Here is a 22,062-nt window from a genome sequence, read left to right as displayed (position 1 = left end):
GAACGTCTGCCTTGAGGAATCGTCACCGCCAGCCTCCGTGTGGGTCAGTACCATTGGCTGACATTTTCGATTCCCGTGAACCATGGCCAAGACCCTCTACGACAAGCTCTGGGAGACCCACGCGGTCGCCACCGAGAAAGACGGCACCACGCTGCTCTATATTGACAGGCACCTGATCAACGAAGTCTCGAGCCCGCAGGCATTCGAAGGCCTGGCGCTGGCCGGGCGCAAGCCGTGGCGCGTTAGTTCGAACCTGGCGGTAGCCGACCATAATGTGCCGACCACCGAGCGCAGCAGCGGGCATATCGAGGACCCGATTTCCCGCCTGCAGGTGCAAACCCTCGGCAGCAATGCCAAGACCTACGGTTTCACCTATTTCGACATGCTCGACAAGCGGCAGGGCATCGAACACGTGATCGGGCCGGAGCAGGGCGTGACGCTGCCCGGCATGACCGTCGTGTGCGGCGATTCCCATACGTCCACGCACGGCGCGTTCGGTTGTCTGGCGCACGGCATCGGTACTTCCGAAGTCGAGCACGTGCTGGTGACGCAGACGTTGCTCACGCGCAAGATGAAATCGATGCTGGTGCAAGTCGATGGCGAATTGCCGATTGGCGTCAGCGCCAAGGACATCGTGCTGGCGATTATCGGCAAGATCGGCACGGCCGGCGGCACCGGCTACGCGATCGAATTCGCCGGTTCGACGATTCGCGCACTGTCGATGGAAGGGCGCATGACGATCTGCAATATGGCGATCGAAGCGGGCGCGCGCGCCGGCATGATCGCCGTGGACGAAACTACCATTGCCTACGTGAAGGACCGCCCGTTGGCACCGAGCGGCGCGCAGTGGGATCAGGCGGTCGAGTACTGGCGCACGCTGCATTCCGACGAGGGCGCGCGCTTCGATGCCGTGGTGACGCTCGACGCGACCCAGATCAAGCCGCAGGTTACCTGGGGCACCTCGCCGGAGATGGTGGCGCCGGTCGACGCTCGGGTGCCGAACCCAGCGCAGGAGCGCGACCCGATGCGGCGCGACGGCATGCAAAAGGCGCTGGCCTATATGGATCTGGCGCCCGGCACGCCGATCACCGATATCGCGATCGACAAGGTGTTCATCGGCTCGTGCACCAATTCGCGAATCGAGGATCTGCGCATCGCGGCAGCCGTCGTGCGCGGCCAGCGAGTGGCAGCCAATGTGAAACAGGCACTGGTGGTACCGGGCTCGGGGCTGGTCAAGGCCCAGGCCGAGCGCGAGGGGCTCGACGAGGTATTTCGCGCGGCCGGTTTCGAGTGGCGTGAATCGGGCTGCTCGATGTGCCTCGGGATGAACGACGACCGGCTGGCGGCCGGCGAGCGCTGCGCATCGACTTCCAACCGTAATTTCGAAGGGCGCCAGGGAGCAGGCGGGCGCACGCACCTGGTGAGCCCGGCAATGGCCGCGGCCGCCGCCATTGCCGGTCACTTCGTCGATGTACGCGCGATGCGCGCGACGGACGCCGCAAGTTAACTCGATTCGACGGATATTCGATGAAACCTCTGACTCAACATACCGGCATCGTCGTACCGCTCGACCGTGCCAACGTCGACACCGACGTCATTATTCCGAAGCAGTTTCTCAAATCCATCCGGCGCACCGGGTTCGGCGTCAATCTGTTCGACGAATGGCGTTATCTCGATCACGGCGAGCCGGGGCAGGATTGCTCGAAGCGGCCGGTGAATCAATCGTTCGTGCTGAATCGGCCCGATTTGAAGGGGGCGTCGATACTGCTGGCTCGCGCCAACTTCGGTTGTGGCTCGTCGCGCGAGCATGCGCCGTGGGCGCTCGAACAATATGGGTTTCGGGTGCTGATCGCGTCGAGCTTTGCCGACATCTTTTTCCACAATTGCTTCAAGAACGGCCTGCTGCCGATCGTGCTGGGCGAAGCAGACGTTGAGCGTTTGTTCGTGGCCGCACAGGCTGCTGGTGCGCTGCAACTTGAAGTCGATCTCGAGCGGCAGACCGTCAGGACGCTGGACGGGGCGATCGAGATCGGTTTCGACGTCGATCCGTTTCGCAAGGAATGCCTGCTCAACGGCTTCGACGATATCGCATTGACCTTGCGTCAGACGGAGACGATTCGCGGCTTCGAGCAACAGCACATGGCCCGATTTCCGTGGTTGGCCAACCCGGTTTGAGGGGGTCTCGCCAGTGATCTGGCGAAGCGCGGCAGCACCGCGGAGCAGGCTGCCGCGGGTCGCTCAACTGGCAGGGTCGTCGTCGTCGGCCGGCACGGACGCACCGACGCCAGCCGGGCCAATGATGCTGATCCGGAAGGTCGAGGTCGCGGCGAGCGAGCGCAGCGCCGGATCTTCCGGAATATTGAGCAACAGCGGCGTGATGACCGAGCCGCCGATCACCGCCCGGCGGCTGTTGTCGGCCGGACTCAGCCCCCAGATATCCTGATAGACGAGCGGCACGAGGTGGCCCCCGCGCTGGACCTTGCCCAGATACAGCATGACGTGCCCGCCGATATAGATCAGGGTGCGCATCGGCTTGCCTTCGCGCATCAGAATGGCCAGGCGCTGGGCCGGCGAGTCGCCGGACAGGTCGGTCATGTCGCCCGCACTCATTTGCGATGACGAATGGCGCGGCAGCCACACGCCGAACGCCGCGAAAATGCTTTGCAATTCCGACGAGCAATCGTTGTACAGCCCCGTATTTCCCCACCCGTAAGGCCGGCCGATCAGCGCCTTGAGCAGTGTCGCGAGGTGCCGTGGCGTGGCGCGCCATGGCATCGGGACGATTTGCGCATCATCCAGCAGTGCGGCGCGGATAACCGCGCGGCCGTCGATGTCACGCCCGGGCACCATGGCTGTATGCTGCCCGGGCGCGGGGCCGGCCAGCACGGGCAGCAGCGTGCCGGCCGGCGCGTCGAAACGGAACACACCTTGGGTGTCGCGCACCGGCGCGGAGGCAGCGATCACGGCGCCCAGCGCGTGTCGGGCCGCCGTGCGCCAGGCGTTGGCGAAGGCGTCGTCCACGGCAGCCACACCCCGGCTACGCACCCAGCCTTGCACGTCGGGGGTCTGCACGTAGTCCCAGCCGCCATCGACGCTGGTGCCGAGCACATAGAGCGGGGTGCCGGGGCGGATCGCCGATATCTGCAGATTGTCGAACGGATAGCCTTCGCCGGCGAGATGGCGGCTGTAGAACGATGGGTCCATGGTCGGCAGTTCGCGCACCATCAAATTGCCGGTGGCTATCGCCCTGCGCCCCGGCTGGAAGCTCGGCGCATTCTCGAATTGTCCGACATTCATGTTTTGCGCGATTGCGTCGATCCATGCCTTGGTGTGCGGCCGGAAGTTCTGCCCGTAGCCGATGCGCCGGCCCGTCTGCCGGGTATTGTCGAAACGCTCGATGCGGCGCTGCTGCAGGGCGACGATGTCGCTGCCAAGCTGGCGGTAGACGCGGGCGTCCACATAAGCGGAATTCCATGGCGACGGGTCGTTGGCGGCGGTGCCGAAATAGCGCGCGTAGAGCGCGAGCAAGTGCGCCTGCTGGTCTGCCGCGCTGAGGAAAGGTTGGTCGTAATCCGGGCTGTCCGGCGCAATCCAGCGATCGACGTTTTGATCGTAGTCGGTCATTGGGAAAAGGCTGACGCGGTCGAGCGCCGCCGACGCGGGGGCGGAGACCGGTGCACTCGCGCAGCCGGCCAGCGCCAGGCATCCGGCAATGGCCAGTGCACGCCACACATGAGCCGCCCGCGCAGCGACACGCTGGCGAGGGCGAGCTGAAGAGCGGACTGGGACAGTCATGGGCAAGGGATTCGCTGATGGATATATGGGCTGTGATGATACGACGATTTGCCGCAACGCAATGCACCGCCCAGACGACTCGCAGGACTCTATGTCCGGCTTGATCCTGGTCAAAACTCCTGATTGGCCGCGTGGCAGGCTTGTCGGCATGCCGCGATGCGTTCGGCACAGGGCCGCAACGCGCGATCCGGCGTGGCATCGTGCCAGGCCATCGAGGCAGGTCTTCGGGAGATTGAGATGACGACTTCGCAATTGTTGCGCTACGAACCGGCGGTACCGGCTCCGGCGCTGTTGACCCAAAGCGCGTTGACGGAAATCGCGCTGCCCCAGCCCGCATTGGGCGCTGGGCCTGCGCTCATGAGCGCATTGGCATCGCGCCGCAGCGTGCGCGATTTTACCGCGCAGACGCTCACGCAGCAGCAGTTGGCCGAGTTGTTGTGGGCGGCCGATGGCGTGAATCGGGCGACCGGCGGCGGCCGCACGGCGCCATCCCCGCATGGCGTGCAGGAGATCGATATTTACGCCGCGCTGCCCGAGGGTGTCTACCGCTACGAGCCGGGTACGCACAAGCTGAAGCTCAAGCGCGCCGTGGATGCGCGCAATCTGACCGGGTATCAGGATTTTGTCGGGCGTGCGCCGCTCGATCTGGTGTATGTCGTCAATTACGGCCGCCTGCTGGACATGCCTGCGCAGCAACGCGACATTTTCTCTGCGGCGACGGCAGGCGCGATTGCGCAGAACGTTTCTCTTTACTGCGCCGCGAGCGGTTTGGGCGCAGTGGTACGGGGCTGGCTCAACCGACGCAATCTGGCCGAGGCCATTGGTTTGAACGAGGACGAGGTGCCGATCCTGGCGCAAACGGTCGGCGTACCCGTTCACCCGTAGACGCAGTGGATGGCAAGCCCGGCGGCATGCCGGGCGTTGGCCGGGCGCTTGTCATCTCACCAATAATTCGTCGATCACCACCTGTACGCCCGGTGAGGACCGCGCGGCGTCGAATGCCACTGATTTTTCGGCGCTGGAGTCCACTTCGCCGCGCAATATCACGGTGCCGTCACGCATGCTGACCTGGATGTATTGGGACTCGAGCCGTGCGTATAGCTGCAGCGCCGCCTCGATCTTTCTGCCGATTTCAACGGCTGGCGAATGGGCAAGGGGCTCGTCGGAGCCTGTTCCAGTATCCTGTTTCTCGTGCATGTCGGTGTTCATTGCCGCTCTCCGATTTGTCTCGATCGTTTCGTCATGCTCAAGCCATTCTGGATGGCATCGAGACACTTTCTCAAAATACGTCGAACAGGTTTCCCGATATTGATCTGCGTCATGGCCGGCCAACGGGTGCATCGATCGGTGCAGGACTATTCACGCAGCCGCGAGCCGCGAGCCGCGAGCCGCGACCGCGGGGCAAGATAATCGTGGCAATTGTTGACTGTCATCCTAATGTCATATTTTGAACCTACGATCCAGCACTCATAAGGGTGCCGCGCTCGCTGGTGGCCCAATGCGCCGTGTGAACGGGAATCTCACGGTGTGGAAATCAGGAAATGGCAAGTAGTTGTATGGACATCGAGTACGCGCAGCGATTCGATTTTTAATAAGCACTTAAACCGCGGAGAGACCCATGTCAGTTCGACATCGCCGTAATCACCTGAAGCACATTTTCGCTATCGCAAGTTTTGCAGTGGCAGGCGTTCTGCCGATCGCCGCCAATGCAGTGCCGCAAACCAATCTGCTGGAAACCGGCTCGACGCTGCTGTATCCGCTGTTCAATCTCTGGGTGCCCGCGTTTGCCAAGGCCAACCCGGACGTCAAGATCACCACGCAAGGTACGGGCAGCGGCACCGGCATTGCCGAGGCGATCTCCGGCGTGGCGCAGATCGGCGCTTCGGATGCCTATATGAGCAACGCGCAGATCAAGCAAAATCCCAGCATTCTCAATATTCCTCTGGCGATCTCGGCGCAGACGATCAACTACAACATCCCGAATCTGAACAAGAAGTCGCTCAAGCTCGATGGCCCGGTGCTCGCAGGCATCTATGACGGTTCGATCAAGACCTGGAACGATCCGCGCATCAAGGCGCTGAATCCGGGCGTGGCGCTGCCGAACCACGCCATTGTGCCGATTCACCGCACGGACGGCAGCGGCGATACGTTCATTTTCAGCCAGTACCTGTCGTTCTCCACTCCCACGTGGAACAAGAGCGTGGGCTACGGCACGACCATCAGCTGGCCCGCGGTGCAGGGTGGCGTGGGCGCGAACGGCAACCCCGGCATGGTTCAGGCCAGCCAGCAAACGCCGTATTCGATTGCCTACATCGGCGTGAGCTTTCATAACGAAATTCAAAAGGCCGGGCTCGGCACGGCGCAACTGAAAAACCGCGCCGGCAACTTCGTGCTGCCGACGGCCAAGACCGTCAACGCGGCGGCCAGCCAACTGACGGCCAAGACGCCGGCCGACGAGCGCATTAGTCTGGTGTTCGCGCCGGGCGCGCATTCGTATCCGATCATCAACTACGAATACGCAATCGTCAACGCCAAGCAAGCCAATCCGGAAACGGCCAAGGCCGTGCGCGATCTGCTGAACTGGGCGGTGAGCCCGGCCGGCGGCAGCGCGGCAACCTTCCTGGATCAAGTGCGATTCGTGGCGTTGCCGGCGAAGATCGCCGAGCTCAGCAAAGCGCAGATCGCCAAGATCCAGTAACGCGGCAGTAACGTTTGACGGGCTGCGCCTTATCGCTGGACGATAAGGCGCAGCAGCCTGAATCGAAGTCGAGACGCAGTAAAAAAGCCATTACTACCATGCGATCGTTTCGTTTGAGTCTGCAGGTGGTCACCGGGATCATTCCGCTGCTGCTGCTGGCGATATTCGTATTTCTGACGGCCTATTCGTGGCCGGCTATCCGTTTCAATGGCCTGGGATTCCTGTTTTCGAAAACCTGGAGTCTGGGCAATCTGTATGCGGATCCGATCGCTCAGGACGGATATCAGGTCGCCGTGGGCGCGCACTACGGCATTTGGGTGTTCGTGGTCGGCACCTTGGCCAGCTCGGCGATCGCGCTGCTGCTCGCCGTGCCGATTGGCATGGGCGTTGCGTTCTTTCTCAGTGAGTATTCGCGCGGCAGGGTGCGTGCGGCGCTGTCGCAGTTGGTCGAGCTGCTCGCCATGGTGCCCAGCGTGGTCTATGGTCTGTGGGGCCTGGAGGTGCTGGCGCCGCTGGTTCTCCGGCATATCGCTCCGGCGCTGGCCGATCTGTTGCACTTCATTCCTTTCTTTTCCGGTACGGCCACCAGTGGCTACGGATTGCTGACCGCCGGCCTGGTGCTCGCGCTGATGGTCGTGCCGGTGATATCGAGCACGCTGGTGGAGTCCATGCAGCGAGTCCCGCGCGAGTTGCGCGAGTCGTGCTTCGCGCTGGGCGCCACGCGTGCCGAGATGATTGGCAAGATCCTGTTGCCCGCCGTACGCGTGCCGTTAATCGGCTCGGTGATTCTGGCCCTGGGGCGCGCGCTGGGCGAGACCATGGCCGTGCTGATGGTCAGTGGCGGCGCGCTGAATTATTTGCCTCACACGCTCTATAGCCCGATTACCAGCATGGCGGCCTTCATCGCATCCCAGCTCGACAGCGCGCTGCAGGATCCCAGCGGGATGGCCGTGCGTTCGCTTGCGGAAATCGCCCTGGTGTTGCTCGTTATTGCGGTCATTGTCAATGTCATCGCCCGCCTACTCACCTCTCAAGTCCGCCTGGCCGACCGTGCCTGAAGCGCGCCGCGCGCTGCAGCGCAAGCGCGCCATCGTCAATGGCGTTTTTGCCGTGTTCTGCGCGATGGCGTTCGCGCTGGTCGTGGTGCCGCTGGCCGATATTATTTGGACGGTTTTCGAGCGCGGCTTCAACGCTTTGTCCTGGAGTCTGTTTACTCAGGTGACCAACGGCATCAGCGGTGGCCTGCTCAATGCCATCGAGGGCACCCTGGTGCTTAGCGGCGGCGCGATCCTGTTCGCCGCGCCGATCGGTGTCGCGGCGGGCATCTACCTGGCCGAATACGGTCAAGGCCCTTGGGGCAAGACCGCGCGGTTCCTGGCCGACGTGCTGGTGGGTGTGCCTTCCATCGTACTGGGCTACTTCAGCTACGTGACGCTCGTGATCGGCCTGGGATGGCAGTTCTCGGCGCTGGCTGGTGCGATTACATTGGCTGTGCTGATCGTGCCCTATGTCACGCGGTTTACCGAACTGGCCATGCGCCAGAACCCCGCCAGCTTGCGCGAGGCCGCCTACGCGTTGGGTTGCAAGGAACATCAGGTCGTATTTCGCGTGCTGCTGCCGGCTGCCCGCTCGGCCGTGGTGACCGGCATTCTGCTGTCACTGGCGATTTCGGTGGGTGAGACTGCGCCGCTGATTTACACCGCAGGCTGGTCCAACTACGTGTGGAATGGCCAGTTGACGCACGAGCCGATAGGCTACCTGACGTACGTGATCTGGAGCTTCATCAACCAGCCTTTTGCCTCGGCCCACGCACTGGCCTATGCCGCCGCATTCATGGTGATCGCGATGGTGCTGGCGATCAATGTCGCGGCGCGCATCCTCATGCGCGTGCGGGAGAACGGCTGACAGGGGCCGGGGGACGGTATCGTCGGGACCGTCCCGACTGCGTGGCGCTGCACCTCAAAGGTTCGACAAACGACGAAGGCTTGCTTGCGCAAGCCTTTGTATTTGGTGTTCAGGAGAGGACTCGGTGACCCGGGCGCGACCCCGGCGCTGCTTTGCATGCGCCACCTTTCAAGTCCTCGCGCAAAGTGCGCAGGCACTTTGCTTCCTGGCCCTGAAAATGAAAAAGGCTTGCTTGCGCAAGCCTTTGTATTTGGTGCCCAGGAGAGGACTCGAACCTCCACGGAGTTACCCGCTAGTACCTGAAACTAGTGCGTCTACCAATTCCGCCACCTGGGCAGGTGTCTTCGTTTTGGCGAAGAAGCGCTATTTTAAGGGTTCTGATGGCCTTGTCAACAGCTTTGGCCGGGTTTCGATGAAATTTATTGGGCGGCAGCCGGCGGCGCGCGGCCGGGATCTCGCTTTTGCGCAAGCGGTGGCAGATTTTGCGGGCTTTGCCGTATGATTGGAACGATTCAGACGGGCAGACCGTCGGCGCATGGGGCGCCACTTCACCGGAAGAAACCGGTTCTCGATAGAAAAACCCTTGAGCAAATTTCCCTATCCCATTCCAAGCCGTGAAGAGATTCTCGGCGCACTGCGTACGGCCGATGCGCCGCTCAGTGCGCACGACATCGCCGAAGCGCTGGCCATCAAACGGCAGGAGCGCGAGGGGTTCTTCAAGCGGCTGGCAGCGATGGAGCGCGACGATCAGGTCCGGATCGATCGACAAGGACATTATCAACTGACGCATCCGTCGAACTTTATTTCAGGTCGAGTAGTGGGGCATCGCGATGGCTTCGGCTTCGCGGTGCGCGACGACGACGGCGACGATCTGTATCTTTCCATCGACGAGATGAGAAAGGTAATGCACAACGATCGGGTCTTGTTGCGCATTACCGGCCATGACCGGCGCGGGCGGCCCGAGGGGCATATCGTCGAGGTGACCGAACGCGCCAATACCACCGTGATAGGCCGCCTGCTCAACGAGAACGGTACCTTGATCGTGGCGCCCGAGGACAAGCGGATTGGCCATGACATCCTGATTCCGCCGCGCTCGCAGGGCAAGGCGAAAGTGGGGCAGGTCGTCTGCGTCGAGCTGACCGACTATCCCAGCCGCTATAACCAGGCGGTGGGGCGCGTGGTGGAAGTCCTGGGCGAAATCGACGACCCCGGCATGGAGATCGAGATCGCAGTGCGCAAGTATGGCGTGCCGCATCAGTTCTCGCCGCAGGCGCTGGCCAGTGCGGGCGCTTTGCCCGACGAGGTGCGCGCGGCCGACCTGCGGCATCGCATCGATCTGCGCGATTTGCCGCTGGTGACGATCGATGGCGAGGATGCGCGCGATTTCGACGACGCGGTGTATTGCGAACCCTGCAAAATCGGGCGAACCAACGGTTACCGCCTGATCGTGGCGATCGCCGATGTGTCGCACTACGTGACGCCGGGCGATGCGCTGGATATCGATGCGATCGAGCGCAGCACGTCGGTGTATTTCCCGCGCCGGGTGATCCCGATGCTGCCCGAAAAGCTGTCGAATGGATTATGCTCGCTGAACCCGGCGGTCGACCGTTGCGTGCTGGTGTGCGATGCGACCGTGGCCATGAACGGCGAGATCAAGGCTTATCAATTCTATCCGGCGGTGATGCACTCGGCGGCCCGCCTGACCTATACGGAGGTTGCCGCGGTGCTGGGCAACACCAAGGGGCCCGAGGCGCAGCGCCGCGCCGCGCTGTTGCCGCACTTGCAGAATCTTTACGAACTCTACAAGGTGCTGGCCAAGGCGCGCCAGACGCGTGGGGCGATCGAGTTCGATTCGACCGAAACCTACATCGTGTGCAATGCGCAAGGCAAGATCGAGCAGATTTTGCCGCGCACCCGTAACGATGCCCACCGGCTGATCGAGGAGTGCATGCTGGCGGCCAACGTTTGTGCCGCGGATTTTCTCAAGCGCAACAAGCAACATTGCCTTTACCGGATTCACGAGGGTCCGTCCGGCGAACGCCTGCAAACCCTGCGGACCTTCCTCAAGTCGCTGGGCCTGGCACTGGGCGGTGGCGACACGCCGCAGACCAGCGATTATGCGGCGCTGATGACGCAGGTCGAGAATCGCCCTGACGCGCCGATGCTGCAGGTCATGCTGCTGCGCTCCATGCAGCAGGCGGTCTATAGCCCGGACAATGTCGGCCATTTTGGCCTGGCGTATCCGGCCTATGCACATTTCACCAGCCCGATTCGCCGTTACCCGGACTTGCTGACGCACCGCGGCATCAAGGCGGTGCTGGCCGGGCGCAAGTACCAGCCGCAGGTGCCCGGGGCGGTGGCGCTCAATACCAGCCTGTCGCCGGCGGCGCGTCGCCTGCAGAAGGAAGACGAGGAGCAGGGCAAGACTGCGGCCAAAGCAAATAAGCGAGAAGCCATCTGGGCGGAACTGGGGCTGCATTGCTCGGCCAACGAGCGCCGTGCCGACGAGGCCTCGCGAGACGTCGAGGCCTGGCTCAAGTGCTACTTCATGCGCGACAAGCTGGGCGAGGAGTATGGCGGCACGGTCAGTGCCGTGACGTCGTTCGGCATTTTCGTGCAGCTCGATGAGCTTTTTATCGAGGGTTTGGTGCACGTGACGGAGCTGGGTGCCGATTATTTTCAGTTCGACGAGGTCAAGCATGAGTTGCGCGGCGAGCGCACCGGAATCCGCTACCGCCTGACCGATCGAGTTCGGGTCCAGGTCAGCCGGGTCGACCTCGATGCGCGCAAGATCGATTTCCGCCTGGTGCGGGAAGCCAGTCGCAAGCCGGCGGGCAAGGGGCAGCCCAAGGCGGTGCAGATGCCGGAGCACGATCAGGTGGGCGATGGCGCCACGATCAGAGCGTTGCCCGCTTCGTCGCGCGGCGAGAAAAAGACCACAAAGGCAAAGACGGCATCGGGTGCGGCCAAGCGTGGCGCACGGGGTGGTAGCCGCGGCGGTGCGCCTGCCAAGCGCAGCGACGGCGCGTCGTCCAAGCGAGCCAAGACGCGCCACTGATGTCCTGTTGATGCGCCATTGATGCGACCGGGCGTGCGGGTTTGGCGGATGCCACCGGTCGCTCGCGGCGTATCATGCGGGCTTATTTTGTATCGGAAATTCCATGAGTCACCCTAAATTGCTGTTCGGCTTTCATGCCATTACGGCGCGCTTGCGCCATGACGCTTCCAGTATCGAGGAAATCTATTACGATGCGAGCCGACGCGACCGGCGCATGCTGGATTTTCTGCAGCAGGCCGAGAGCGCGAAAGTGCGGCTGATCGCCGCCGACGCGCAGCGTTTGCAAGGTCTGGCCGGCAGCGCCCGGCATCAGGGCGTGGTGGCTCGCGCGGCCGAAGTCGCGCTGGCGCTGAATCTGGCCGAATTGCTCGACGGTATCGTCGGACCCCCGTTGCTGCTGGTGCTCGACGGCGTGACCGATCCACATAACCTGGGAGCGTGTCTGCGGGTGGCCGACGGCGCCGGCGCGCACGCGGTGATTGCCCCCAAGGATCGGGCCGTGGGCCTGAACGCGACGGCCGCGAAGGTCGCCAGCGGCGCAGCCGAGACGGTGCCGTACATCACCGTGACCAATTTGGCGCGCACCTTGCGCGAGTTGCAGGAGCGGGGGATCTGGGTGGTCGGCACGTCCGACGATGCGCCCAACGATATTTATCAGACCAAACTTGCCGGCCCGCTGGCGCTGGTGATGGGCGCCGAGGGCGAGGGTATGCGCCGGCTGGTGCGAGAGACCTGCGACGAGCTGATGCGCATCCCGATGGCCGGCAGCGTCGAAAGCCTGAACGTTTCGGTGGCCAGCGCCGTGTGCCTGTATGAAGCGGTGCGTCAGCGGAACGCCGCGCGCTAGACTCGGCGCGCCTCGACAGCTGCGTGTCGGGGGCGCCGACGATCGCTCATTGCCGTGACGCGACCAGTTTTTCCAGCTTGATCACGTCGGCGGCGAATATGCGGATGCCCTCGGCAAGCTTTTCCGTGGCCATTGCGTCGTCGTTCAGCTGGTAGCGGAAACTGCGCTCGTCGGTGGCCAGTTTCTCCATGGCCGTCTCGTGCGCCGACGCGGGGTCGAGGCGGCGCGGGACTTCCCCTTCCGTTTGCTGCAGTTTTTCGAGCAGGTCGGGGCTGATGGTGAGCAGGTCGCAGCCCGCCAGGGCGAGAATCTGGCCGGTGTTGCGAAAGCTCGCACCCATCACTTCGGTGCGGTAGTCGAAGTGTTTGAAGTAGCGATAGATGCGCTCGACCGACTGTACGCCCGGATCGTTGGCGCCGGCCATTGCGGCCTCGTCCCATTGCGGACCGGCGGCCCGCTTGTACCAGTCGTAGATGCGGCCGACGAACGGCGAGATCAATTGGGCGCGCGCTTCGGCGGCCGCGGCCGCCTGCACCGGCGAGAACAGCAGCGTCATGTTGCAGCGGATGTCTTCTCGCTGCAGGATTTCGGCGGCGCGAATGCCTTCCCAGGTCGAGGCGACCTTGATCAGCACGCGCTCACGCGAGACGCCGGCCGACTCATAGAGATGGATGAGTTGGCGGGCTTTGACGAGCGTGCCCTCGATGTCGAATGACAGGCGCGCATCGACCTCGGTGGAGACCCGGCCCGGCACGATCGCAAGAATTTCGCGTCCGAATGCGACCAGCAGACGATCGATCAGGTCGCGTGCGGGCAATCCGCGGTGATCCGTCAGGGTGCGCTCGAGTAGCGGCCGGTACTCGTCTTTCTGAACGGCTTTCAGGATGAGCGAGGGATTGGTCGTCGCATCACGCGGCGTATAGGCGCGCAATAATTGGAAGTCGCCAGTGTCGGCAACTACGACGGTGTGCTGTTTGAGCTGTTCCAGTTGATTCATAGGGGGGGCATCTCCCAACGCGCAAGCGGCTGATGCGCGTAAAAAACGAGCAGCGCTTTGGCGGCTCCGGTAAACTTCAGACTTTATCAAATTTTGTCGAATCTCCCTATGAATCAGGATGAACTCAAGCGGCTGGTGGGTCAAGCGGCGGCCGATTACGTGCAGCAGAACGTTGCATCCGGTGCGGTCATCGGCGTGGGCACCGGATCGACGGCCAACTGTTTCATCGACGCGCTGGCGGCGATCAAGGACCGGTATCGCGGCGCGGTGTCGAGTTCTGAAGCCAGTACCGCGCGATTGCGCGCACATGGCATCGCGGTGCTGGATCTGAACGAGGTCGATAACCTGCCGGTGTATGTCGACGGGGCCGATGAGATCGATGCGCAGGGTCATATGATCAAGGGGGGCGGTGGCGCGCTCACACGCGAGAAAATCGTCGCGTCGATCGCGCGCGAGTTCGTTTGCGTGGTCGACGCGTCCAAGCTGGTGCCGGTGCTGGGGGCGTTTCCGCTGCCGGTGGAGGTCATCCCGATGGCCCAGGCGGCGGTGACGAGAGCTCTGGCGGCACAGGGCGGTGCGCCAGCCTTGCGGCGTACTGCGGACGGCAAGCCGTATCTGACCGACAACGGTAATGTGATTCTCGATTGGTCAGGTCTGCAAATCGAGGATCCGGTTGCCCTGGAGACGCGAGTCAACCAGATTCCTGGCGTGGTTACGGTCGGCCTGTTCGCGCAACGCGGTGCGGACATCTGCTTGATGGGCACGCCGCAGGGCGTGCAGCGCGCGACCTACCGCGCCTGAAAAAACCAAGCCCGCGCGAGGCGGGCTTGGTGTTTGCGGCAGCGCCATCGGGTCGCTTATCTTACGGATCGATGGCGGTGGCGCAGGCGTCGGTGGGGACGGCCGCCGCATGACCGACCACCGGGATGATCTTCAGGCCGGCCGATGCAACGCGGCATGGCGCGGCCATGAGCCCGCATCCGCTGAGCATACTCAAAAGCACGACACCGACAAGTGCCCTCACGCTTGACCTCGCTATCCGCTGATTCGATGCTGCCAGCTTACGCATTTTCCAGGCGGCTGTCTGTGAGGTTGGAGTCCGAAAGTGTGAAAAACTGTAAGTGCGCCAGCCGGAGCGGATGCGCCGGCTGGGCAAATGCTCGGGCCGGGTTCAGCCCTGCGGCGGCACATAGCCGGCGGCTGTGTCGGCTCCTTCGCCAAAGAAGTACTTCTCGGTTTGCTTGAGCAGGTACTGGCGAGCCCGGACGTCGGCCATGTTCAGGCGGTTTTCGTTGATCAGCATGGTCTGTTGCTTGAGCCACCCCTGCCAGGCTTCTTTGGAGATATTTTCATAGATGCGCTTGCCCAGCTCGCCGGGGATCGGCGGAAAATCGAGTCCTTCGGCTTCTTTGTGAAGTTTGGCGCATTGAATGGTGCGGGCCATGGTCAGCTCCTTGCAATAAATTCGAATAGGGTGACGACCGACGGTGCGGTCAGAGTTTTTTCATCAGAATCAGAGAGCGGCGTTGCCAGTTGTACAGACGGCGCCGGTCGTCCGGCAAGTCGTCCAGTCCGGCTTTGACGAAACCGCGCTTGAGAAACCAGTGTTCGGTGCGTGTGGTCAGAACGAACAACCGCTCCAGTCCACGCGCGCGGGCGCGCTGCTCGATATGCTTGAGCAGGCGTTCGCCGTCGCCAGTGCCTTGTGCATCGGGGGATACCGTCAGGCACGCCATCTCGCCGATCCTTTCCTTCGGGTACGGATAGAGCGCGGCGCAGCCGAACAATAGCCCGTCGTGTTCGATGACCGAGAAATGGTCGATGTCGCGCTCGAGTTGATTGCGCCCGCGCTTGACCAGCGTGCCGTCCGCCTCGAGCGGCTCGATCAGCTGCAGGATGCCGCCGACGTCGTCGATAGTGGCTTCGCGCAGGCTCTCGAGGTTTTCGTACGAGACCATCGTGCCGACGCCGTCGTGCGAAAAGAGCTCGAGCAGAATGCCGCCGTCGAGCGCGAAGGGAATGATATGGGCTCGCGCTACGCCACCCCGGCACGCCCGGGTGGCGTAGCGCAGGTAGAAGGCCGCGTCGGCGCTCAGCGTGTTCTGTGACTGCATGCGCTGAGCGTCTTCCAGCGTCATTTCGCGTTGCAGCTCGTTGTATTCGTTGACCACGCCCGGCGTTTCGGTAATGAAGATGAGCTTGTCGGCCTTCAAGGCGATCGCGGCGGAGGAGGCCACGTCTTCCATGGTCAGGTTGAAGGCGTGCCCGGTCGGCGAAAAACCCAACGGTGAGAGCAGCACGATTTTGCCGTTGCTCAGCGACATGCGGATCGATTCCGCGTCGATCTTGCGCACGATGCCGGTGTGCTGGAAGTCGACACCGTCGAGAATGCCAACCGGGCGTGCCGTGACGAAATTGCCCGACACGACGCTGATGCGCGCGTGAGCCATCGGCGTATTTGGCAGCCCCTGACTGGCGGCGGCTTCGATATCCAGGCGCAGTTCGCCGGCGGCTTCTTTCGCGCACTCGAGCGCGGCCGGATCGGTGATACGCATTTCCTGCGAAAAATGCGATTCGACGTTGCGCAGCATCAACTGCTCTTCGACCTGCGGCCGCGAGCCGTGCACCATCACGATATGCATGCCCATCGCGTGCAGCAGGGCGATGTCCTGGATCAGGGCGTCGAGTGCGCCGGCCTTGACGAGTTCGCCGCCGAACGCGACCACGAACGTCTTGTTGTGAAAGGCATGGATGTAGGGGGCGACGGAGCGCAGCCAGTCCACGAACTGGGCGTGGCTGGCCGATTCATCGCTGTCGCTGTCGTAGGGGCTTGGGGTCGGAGCGTTCATCCTGGGATTATAATGCGCGCCCATGCCAAGTGATGAGCGTAATCCACAAACCCGCCGGCCGCGACCGTCCGGGCCGATCGATCCGGCGGCGACCCAACCGAGCGCCGAGCGCCGGCGCGCGCCCCGTCGCCAGGGCGCGGCATCGGCTGAGCCGCCCGTGCCGGCGACGCCTGTCAAGCAGATCTCGTTCCCCGAAGCGTTGCCGGTATCGGGCAAGCGCCAGGCGATCGCCGAGGCGATCGCCGGACATCAGGTGGTGATCGTTTGCGGCGAGACCGGCTCCGGCAAAACGACCCAGCTGCCCAAGATTTGTCTGTCGCTGGGGCGCGGCCGTGGCGCCGGCGGCGCAGGGCTGATCGGACACACGCAACCGCGCCGCATTGCCGCATCGGCGACCGCGCGGCGCATTGCCGAGGAGCTGAATACGCCACTGGGCGAGGTGGTCGGCTTCAAGGTGCGCTTTAACGATACGCTGGCGCCGGGGGCGTCGGTCAAATTGATGACCGACGGCATTTTGCTGGCCGAGACGCAGTCCGATCCGCTGTTGCGCGCCTACGATACGATCATTATCGACGAGGCCCACGAGCGCAGCCTGAACATCGATTTTTTGCTCGGCTATCTGAAGCAGTTGTTGCCGAGGCGGCCCGATCTGAAGCTGATCATCACCTCGGCGACGATCGACGCGGATCGCTTCGCACGGCATTTTGGCCGACCCGCAGGCGGCGACAGGCAGGGCGAAGTCGAGCCGGCGCCGGTCATCGAGGTCAGCGGGCGCCTGTATCCGGTGGAGGTGCGCTACCGGCCGATCCAGGAAGACAGCGGCAATCCCGCCGAGGGCGGGCGGGCGGCGCAGCGCGATCGGGAGCGCGATCTGATCGATGGCCTGGTCGACGCGGTCGACGAGTTGTGCCGCGAGGGTCCGGGCGACGTGCTGGTGTTTTTGCCCGGCGAGCGCGAAATTCGCGAAACGGCTGAAGCGTTGCGCAAGCATCATCCACCGCATACCGAGATTCTGCCGCTGTTCGCGCGCTTGTCGGCGGCCGAGCAGGAGCGCGTTTTCAAGCCGTCGAATGCGCGCCGTATCGTGCTGGCGACGAACGTGGCGGAAACCTCGCTGACGGTGCCGGGCATCCGCTATGTGGTCGATAGCGGCCTGGCGCGGGTCAAGCGCTACTCGTACCGCAACAAGGTCGAGCAGTTGCAGATCGAGGCGATTTCGCAGGCCGCGGCGAACCAGCGTGCCGGCCGCTGCGGGCGGGTCGCCAACGGGATCTGTATCCGGCTTTATGAAGAAGCCGACTTTCAGGCGCGGGCGCGCTTTACCGATCCGGAAATCCTGCGCTCGTCGCTGGCCGCGGTGATTCTGCGCATGCAGGCACTGCGGCTTGCCAAGGTCGAGTCGTTTCCCTTTATCGAGCCGCCGCCGCCGCGCGCGGTGGCCGACGGGTATCAGTTGCTCGCAGAGCTCGGCGCGGTCGACGATAACAATGTGCTGACCCCGCTCGGCCGAGAGCTGGCCCGCTTGCCGCTGGATCCGCGCGTGGGGCGCATGATTCTCGCCGCGCGCGATCAGTCGGCGCTGCGTGAAGTGCTGATCATCGCCAGCGGACTCTCGGTGCAGGATCCGCGCGATCGGCCGATCGATGCGCAGGACGCCGCTGATCAAGCGCACCGCAAATTCGTCGACGAGAAGTCGGAGTTTCTCTCCTGGCTGAAACTATGGCGCTGGTTCGACGAGGCGATCGCCCACAAGAAATCGAACCGCCTGCTGGCACAGGCCTGCCGCGATAATTTCGTTTCGCAGTTGCGACTGCGCGAATGGCGTGACGTGCATAGCCAGTTGTTGACGGTGGTGCGCGAGCAGGGCTGGCGGCTCAATGAGGCCGAGGCGACCTACGAACAAATTCACTTGGCGCTGCTGGCGGGCTTGCTCGGCAATATCGGTTGCAAGGCCGACGACGAGCAGTATTACCTGGGCGCGCACGGCATCAAGTTTCATATATGGCCCGGCTCGCCGCTGCTCAAGAAGGCCGGCCGGTGGGTGGTTGCCGCCGAGCTGGTCGAGACCAGCCGCCTGTTCGCACGCTGCATTGCGCGCATCGAGCCGGAGTGGCTGGAGCGCGTGGGCGGACACTTGCTGCGCAAATCGCTGTCGGATCCGCATTGGGAAAAGAAGGCCGCGCAGGTCACCGCGTTCGAGCGCGCCACCTTGTACGGGCTGACGGTGTATGCCCGGCGCCGGATTCACTTCGGTCCGCAGGATCCGAAGCGTGCCCGCGAGATATTTATTCGGTCTGCGCTGGTAGAGGGCCAGTTCGAGACACGCTTGCCGTTCTTCACCCATAACCGCAAGCTGATGGCGGAGATCGAGCAGCTCGAGCATAAATCGCGTCGCCAGGACGTGCTGGTCGACGACGAGCTGATTTATGCTTTTTACGATCGGCATTTGCCGCCCGACATCTCGCAGGGCGTGACGCTCGAGCGCTGGTATCGCGAGGCGTCGCGTCAGCAGCCGAAATTGCTGTTCCTGGTGCGCGACGATTTGATGCGGCACGAGGCGGCCGGCGTCACGACCGAACTGTTCCCGAAGAAAATCGCGCTGGCCGGGATCGAAATGGCGTTGTCCTATCATTTCGAACCGGGCTCGCCGCGCGATGGGGTGACCTTGAGCATACCGTTGTTTTCGCTCAATCAGGTCGACGTCCGCCGTACCGAGTGGCTGGTGCCCGGCATGCTCAAGGAGAAGGTGCATCTGCTGCTCAAGTCGCTGCCGCAGAAGCTGCGCCGTCACTGCGTGCCGTTGCCCGAATATGCGGCCGGTTTCGTCGAGCGGGTGGGCGAACCCAAGGGCGCGCTGCTCGACGCGCTGATCGCCGACGTGCGCGAGCGGACCACGACGCAGCTTAAAAGCGCCGATTTCAAACTGGAGACGCTGCCGGCGCATCTGTCGATGAACTTCAAGGTGATCGACGAACACGGCCGGCAGCTCGGCATGGGCCGCAATCTGGCGCAACTGCGGGCGGAACTCGGTCAGCAGGCGCAGCATATTTTCCAGCGGATCGCAGCGCAAAGCGCAGTTGTCACCGCCGCGAGCCAGGCCGCGGCGCCGGCCGATGGCGCGCCGCCGGCAGGCACGGCGCCGTCTCGGAACGGAGGCTCGGCGCCGCTCGAGGCGTCCCGCTACGAGGGACTGACCGCCTGGACCTTCGGCGAATTGCCGGAGATGCTCGAGATTCGCCGCGGCGGCCAAACGCTGTTCGGCTACCCGGCGCTGGTCGACCGCACGACTCATTGCGACCTCGAGGTGTTCGACGACCCGGCCGAGGCGGCGCGGATGCATCTGGGCGGACTGCGGCGCCTGTTTGCGTTGCAGCTCAGGGAGCAGGTGAAATACCTGGAGAAGAACATCCCCGGCCTGCAGCAAATGGCGATGCAGTACATGGCGCTGGGTACTCAGGAGGAGCTGCGCGATCAAATCATCGACGAGGCTTTGACACGCGCATGCCTGCAGGCGCCGTTGCCGACCGATTCCGCCGGTTTTGGGGCGCGCAAGGACGAAGGCAAGGCACGTTTGAATCTGCTGGCGCAGGAAATCGCCCGATTGGTCGGACTGATTCTGACCGAATATGCCGCCGTGCAGAAAAAGCTGCCGCAGGCCAAGGCGCACGGGCAGGCTTATGCCGATCTGCAGCAGCAATTGCAGCGCCTGATCGGCAAGCGCTTTATCGCTGACACGCCCTATGCGCAACTGGCGCATTTCCCGCGTTATTTGAAAGCGATGACGCTGCGCATCGACAAACTGAAAGCCGACGCCGGTCGCGACGCGCGAGTGGCGGCGGAACTGGCGCCGCTGCTGCAAAACTACCAGCGCGCTCTGACGCAGCGACGGGACCAGGACGATGGCCGGCTCGACGAGTTTCGCTGGCTGCTGGAGGAGCTGCGCGTGTCGCTGTTCGCGCAGGAACTGCGCACGCCAATGCCGGTGTCGGTCAAGCGCTTGCATAAGGTGTGGGAATCATTGCAGCGCTGAGACGGCAGCGCCGCATGCAACATGCCGGATTGCCCGACCAAGAAGATCGGCGGCAGTGATATGCTGGATGCTTATTTCTGCGTCACACGAGTCGATGCCCACCAATCTTTGTATTCTCGACATGGCCGTCCGTTTTTCCAAACGGCTCGCTTCGCTTTGTCGCGCCGGGGGCGCCGGGCGCCCGATTTTCCATGAATGAGCTGCTGCGCACTTTTGGCAAGGCGCTGGTGAGTCTGTTGCACCCGCGCATGTTGTGGCTGACGGCCGTGCCGTTTCTGATCTCGGGCCTGTTGTGGGGCGTGGTGTTGTGGTTCGGCTGGGAACCAATGACCGACGCGCTGCGCGTCTGGCTGGAGCAATGGCCGCTCACGCATTGGCTATACCATTTCTTCGGCTATTTCGGCGTCGACAGCCTGCGCATGACGCTGGCGCCCTTCATCGTGGTGGCACTGGCCGTTCCGCTGATCGCTGCCTCGGCGCTGTTGCTGATCGCCGTGCTGTCGATGCCGGCGGTGCTTCGCCACTTGTCGGCACGCCACTACGTCACGCTCGAAGCGCGTCGTGGCGGCTCGCTGTGGGGCAGCCTGGCGCAGTCTTGCGGCGCGATGCTGATATTCCTGTTCATGGTGGCGTTGACGCTGCCATTTTGGCTGGTACCGCCGTTTTTTGCGTTGATTCCCCCGCTGCTGTGGGGGTGGTTGACTTATCGGGTAATGACTTATGATGCGTTGGCCGAACACGCCACGGCCGACGAGCGGCGCAGCATCGTGCGCGAACACCGCTTGCCGCTGCTGGCCATGGGCGTGGCCACCGGCCTGCTCGGCGCGCTGCCGACGCTGCTTTGGGTGTCGTCGGCGGTGATGATCGTGTTGTTTCCGATCGTGGCGGTCGTGGTCATCTGGCTATACGTTTTGATTTTTGTATTTTCGGCATTGTGGTTTGCGCACTATTGCCTGCGCGCGTTGGCCCGATTGCGTGCCGATGCGCCGGCACAACGAGCAAGCGTTGCCGATCGGGCAGTGCCTGGTCCGTGAAGTGCAGCGCGCAACGATTGAAGAAAGGATTGATTTATGGCGATCGGGCTCATCGTAATCGGTGATGAAATCCTGTCGGGACGACGCAACGACAAGCACTTGCCCAAAACCATCGAACTGTTGGGCGAACGAGGCATGCATCTGGATTGGGCAGAATATATCGGCGACGATCCGGCGCGCATTACCGCCACGCTGCGGCGAACATTTGCCAGCGACGATGTCGTCTTTTGCACTGGCGGCATCGGCGCTACGCCGGATGACCACACCAGGCAATGCGCGGCGCAGGCGCTGGGCGTGCCGCTGGCGCTGCATCCCGAGGCCGAGCGCCTGATTCTGGAGCGCATCGCCGATACCAGCGGCGACGGCCAGGCCGATCTGACGCAGGCCGACAACCGCCATCGCCTGAAGATGGGGGAGTTTCCGGTGGGCTGCGAGATTTTGCCCAATCCGTACAACAAGATTCCTGGCTTTTCGATTCGGCGCCATCATTTCATGCCAGGCTTTCCGGTCATGGCCTGGCCGATGATGGCCTGGGCGCTGGACCATTACTACCTGGATCTGCATCATCTGCGCCCGCACGGCGAGCGTTCGATGCTGGTGTTCGGTCTGGCCGAGTCGACGCTGACTCCGCTGATGGAGCAGATCGAAACCGAATTTGCGGCCGTCAAGGTGTTCAGCTTGCCCAGCGTCGGCGACAGCGAACGGGGCGGGCATTATGCCCGCCGGCACATCGACCTGGGTGTCAAGGGCGATCCGGCGCTGCTCGATGGCGCTTTCGAGGCGTTGCGAAAAGGGGTCGAGGCGCTGGGTGGAGAAATTGTCGAACCGGCCGCATCGTGACGGTCGTCA

The 22,062-nt window shown here is 63.2% G+C and carries 19 protein-coding genes and 1 tRNA gene; 13 read left to right on the top strand and 7 right to left on the bottom strand.

Features of this window, described 5'->3' with window-relative positions; translation table 11 throughout:
- The first annotated feature begins 82 nt into the window (after positions 1 to 82).
- Together leuC and leuD are read left to right on the top strand one after the other, a co-directional pair.
- On the top strand, positions 83 to 1,507 hold the full coding sequence (leuC, locus tag PATSB16_RS10830) for a 3-isopropylmalate dehydratase large subunit (protein WP_047214139.1): 1,425 nt from the start codon (positions 83 to 85) through the stop codon (positions 1,505 to 1,507).
- A 20-nt stretch (positions 1,508 to 1,527) separates the two neighbouring features.
- Entirely contained in the window at positions 1,528 to 2,175 is a 648-nt protein-coding gene (gene leuD, locus PATSB16_RS10825) for a 3-isopropylmalate dehydratase small subunit (RefSeq protein ID WP_047214138.1), read from the top strand.
- 63 nt (positions 2,176 to 2,238) lie between these two features.
- On the opposite strand, the gene PATSB16_RS10820 is transcribed toward leuD, so the two are convergent.
- Positions 2,239 to 3,795: an SH3 domain-containing C40 family peptidase gene (locus PATSB16_RS10820; protein ID WP_083566753.1), complete on the bottom strand. Its 1,557-nt coding sequence runs from the start codon at positions 3,793 to 3,795 to the stop codon at positions 2,239 to 2,241.
- 237 nt (positions 3,796 to 4,032) lie between these two features.
- Here PATSB16_RS10820 and PATSB16_RS10815 point away from each other — a divergent pair, with 237 nt between their 5' ends.
- Entirely contained in the window at positions 4,033 to 4,680 is a 648-nt protein-coding gene (locus PATSB16_RS10815; RefSeq protein WP_047216478.1) for a nitroreductase family protein, read from the top strand.
- 51 nt (positions 4,681 to 4,731) lie between these two features.
- On the opposite strand, the gene PATSB16_RS10810 is transcribed toward PATSB16_RS10815, so the two are convergent.
- On the bottom strand, positions 4,732 to 5,004 hold the full coding sequence (locus PATSB16_RS10810; protein ID WP_052892653.1) for a BON domain-containing protein: 273 nt from the start codon (positions 5,002 to 5,004) through the stop codon (positions 4,732 to 4,734).
- A gap of 409 nt (positions 5,005 to 5,413) precedes the next feature.
- Between PATSB16_RS10810 and pstS the strand changes: the two genes are divergently transcribed.
- The 3 genes from pstS (at position 5,414) to pstA (ending at position 8,398) form a co-directional block, all read left to right on the top strand.
- Positions 5,414 to 6,493 (top strand): phosphate ABC transporter substrate-binding protein PstS, encoded by a 1,080-nt coding sequence (gene pstS / locus PATSB16_RS10805; RefSeq protein ID WP_047214137.1) that lies wholly within the window; start codon positions 5,414 to 5,416, stop codon positions 6,491 to 6,493.
- Between the two features lie 98 nt (positions 6,494 to 6,591).
- Entirely contained in the window at positions 6,592 to 7,551 is a 960-nt protein-coding gene (pstC, locus tag PATSB16_RS10800; protein ID WP_047214136.1) for a phosphate ABC transporter permease subunit PstC, read from the top strand.
- Entirely contained in the window at positions 7,499 to 8,398 is a 900-nt protein-coding gene (pstA, locus tag PATSB16_RS10795) for a phosphate ABC transporter permease PstA (RefSeq protein WP_047214135.1), read from the top strand. Before pstC ends, pstA begins: the two co-directional genes overlap by 53 nt.
- 251 nt (positions 8,399 to 8,649) lie before the next feature.
- On the opposite strand, the gene PATSB16_RS10790 is transcribed toward pstA, so the two are convergent.
- A tRNA-Leu gene (locus PATSB16_RS10790) sits at positions 8,650 to 8,734 on the bottom strand.
- Positions 8,735 to 8,747: 13 nt separating this feature from the next.
- Between PATSB16_RS10790 and PATSB16_RS20860 the strand changes: the two genes are divergently transcribed.
- From PATSB16_RS20860 to rlmB, 3 genes are all read left to right on the top strand, one after another.
- The gene (locus PATSB16_RS20860; RefSeq protein WP_156884707.1) at positions 8,748 to 8,900 is read left to right on the top strand and encodes a hypothetical protein; all 153 of its coding nucleotides are present in this window, start codon (positions 8,748 to 8,750) and stop codon (positions 8,898 to 8,900) included.
- Positions 8,901 to 8,933: 33 nt separating this feature from the next.
- Positions 8,934 to 11,456: a ribonuclease R gene (gene rnr / locus PATSB16_RS10785; protein ID WP_072628636.1), complete on the top strand. Its 2,523-nt coding sequence runs from the start codon at positions 8,934 to 8,936 to the stop codon at positions 11,454 to 11,456.
- A 103-nt stretch (positions 11,457 to 11,559) separates the two neighbouring features.
- Positions 11,560 to 12,303 (top strand): 23S rRNA (guanosine(2251)-2'-O)-methyltransferase RlmB, encoded by a 744-nt coding sequence (gene rlmB / locus PATSB16_RS10780; RefSeq protein ID WP_047214133.1) that lies wholly within the window; start codon positions 11,560 to 11,562, stop codon positions 12,301 to 12,303.
- A 46-nt stretch (positions 12,304 to 12,349) separates the two neighbouring features.
- On the opposite strand, the gene tal is transcribed toward rlmB, so the two are convergent.
- Positions 12,350 to 13,300, bottom strand: coding sequence for a transaldolase (gene tal, locus PATSB16_RS10775; protein ID WP_047214132.1), 951 nt, complete (start codon positions 13,298 to 13,300; stop codon positions 12,350 to 12,352).
- Between the two features lie 108 nt (positions 13,301 to 13,408).
- Here tal and rpiA point away from each other — a divergent pair, with 108 nt between their 5' ends.
- Positions 13,409 to 14,101, top strand: coding sequence for a ribose-5-phosphate isomerase RpiA (rpiA, locus tag PATSB16_RS10770; protein WP_047214131.1), 693 nt, complete (start codon positions 13,409 to 13,411; stop codon positions 14,099 to 14,101).
- A 61-nt stretch (positions 14,102 to 14,162) separates the two neighbouring features.
- On the opposite strand, the gene PATSB16_RS21275 is transcribed toward rpiA, so the two are convergent.
- From PATSB16_RS21275 to argA, 3 genes are all read right to left on the bottom strand, one after another.
- Positions 14,163 to 14,369, bottom strand: a complete 207-nt coding sequence (locus tag PATSB16_RS21275; protein ID WP_047214130.1) for a DUF6726 family protein — start codon at positions 14,367 to 14,369, stop codon at positions 14,163 to 14,165.
- 102 nt (positions 14,370 to 14,471) lie between these two features.
- A complete protein-coding gene (locus PATSB16_RS10760; protein WP_047214129.1) occupies positions 14,472 to 14,744 on the bottom strand; it encodes an oxidative damage protection protein in 273 nt (90 codons plus the stop codon).
- A 49-nt stretch (positions 14,745 to 14,793) separates the two neighbouring features.
- Positions 14,794 to 16,149 (bottom strand): amino-acid N-acetyltransferase, encoded by a 1,356-nt coding sequence (gene argA / locus PATSB16_RS10755; protein ID WP_047216476.1) that lies wholly within the window; start codon positions 16,147 to 16,149, stop codon positions 14,794 to 14,796.
- Positions 16,150 to 16,171: 22 nt separating this feature from the next.
- Here argA and hrpA point away from each other — a divergent pair, with 22 nt between their 5' ends.
- From hrpA to PATSB16_RS10740, 3 genes are all read left to right on the top strand, one after another.
- Positions 16,172 to 20,179, top strand: a complete 4,008-nt coding sequence (gene hrpA / locus PATSB16_RS10750) for an ATP-dependent RNA helicase HrpA (RefSeq protein WP_047214128.1) — start codon at positions 16,172 to 16,174, stop codon at positions 20,177 to 20,179.
- Between the two features lie 191 nt (positions 20,180 to 20,370).
- Positions 20,371 to 21,213 carry an EI24 domain-containing protein gene (locus PATSB16_RS10745; protein ID WP_047214127.1) on the top strand — a complete coding sequence of 281 codons (843 nt, stop codon included), beginning with the start codon at positions 20,371 to 20,373 and terminating at the stop codon, positions 21,211 to 21,213.
- Positions 21,214 to 21,249: 36 nt separating this feature from the next.
- Positions 21,250 to 22,053, top strand: coding sequence for a competence/damage-inducible protein A (locus PATSB16_RS10740; protein ID WP_047214126.1), 804 nt, complete (start codon positions 21,250 to 21,252; stop codon positions 22,051 to 22,053).
- Positions 22,054 to 22,062 lie beyond the last annotated feature (9 nt).

Source organism: Pandoraea thiooxydans (genome assembly GCF_001931675.1).
In the GTDB taxonomy this organism is placed as follows: domain Bacteria; phylum Pseudomonadota; class Gammaproteobacteria; order Burkholderiales; family Burkholderiaceae; genus Pandoraea; species Pandoraea thiooxydans.
The sequence above is the reverse complement of the archived record's forward strand: the minus strand, read 5'-3'. Positions and strand labels throughout refer to the sequence as shown.